The sequence below is a fragment of the Clostridium sp. AM49-4BH genome (assembly GCF_003478335.1).
GTDB lineage: Bacteria > Bacillota > Clostridia > Lachnospirales > Lachnospiraceae > Butyribacter.
The window spans coordinates 1-849 of the sequence record NZ_QUFB01000135.1; the positions used below are offsets into that span (position 1 = coordinate 1).

1 protein-coding gene is annotated in these 849 nt (G+C 39.6%); it reads left to right on the forward strand.

Translation table 11 applies throughout. From position 1 onward, the window contains the following. Positions 1-222 precede the first annotated feature (222 nt). Positions 223-711 carry a hypothetical protein gene (locus DW981_RS14750; RefSeq protein WP_022024897.1) on the forward strand — a complete coding sequence of 163 codons (489 nt, stop codon included), beginning with the start codon at positions 223-225 and terminating at the stop codon, positions 709-711. The last annotated feature ends 138 nt before the right edge of the window (positions 712-849 follow it).

Sequence of the window (849 nt, forward strand, 5' to 3'; positions counted from 1 at the left end):
ACTGTGAAAAAGAGCAAAACCAGCGTTTTGCTCTACAAGAATTGCTAAAGCAATTCTTGGCGATGTCACGCTACATAACAGCAATTTCCTATCAACTGAAAACTAATTGCGGCAAGGCAATTGCTATAGTTTCCTGATGGAAGGATCCATAATATAGTGGCTGCAAAATATGTCAATACTACCGACATAATAAGCAATATGTGGTTGTGGGAGATTTGCGGTATGGAAAGTTTGAATAAATATTATACAAAATGGTGGAAAGTAATGAAAAGTGTATTTCAGAAGTGTTTGCGAAAAGATTTTGGAAAGCATGAGTATAAGAGATATGTTGCGCTAAGTCGCAGAGAGTTGAAAGGACAAAAGCCAAATGAACTTTCTTTTGTCAATAAACCGGTGTACCAAAGAATGTACCGTCATCTGATGGCCGAGTCCCCGGATAGACGTGCACAAAGGGCAGAGGGGCTTCTAAAGGCGTTATATAAAGCACTGCGGATAGGTCAAAGTTTTGTGCCGGTGACAATCGTATATGTGATCGCTAATTTTTTGCTGATCGGATTGAAATTAGATTATGTTGTTACATGCATTAGTCTTGCTGTATTAGGCATCAGCTTTTTGTACAAATTAACCGAATATTTAACCAATCGCTATTGTTTTATCGACGCTTACTTGGTAATGGTATACCGTGCCGTTCTTGAAAAACTAAATAGCTGAAACAGCCCGGAACGGCAAGCTGAAATAACCGAAATCACAAAATCAGTCAACCGAAGCAGCACAAAAGCAAAGCTGAAATGCCGGAAAATGAAAATTAAGTCACCCCAACCACCCGAAGAGGCAAGCTGAAATAACCCG

Coding starts and splice junctions, on each gene's coding strand:
- DW981_RS14750 (WP_022024897.1), top strand. CDS start 223: ATGGAAAGTTTGAATAAATATTATACAAAATGGTGGAAAGTAATGAAA.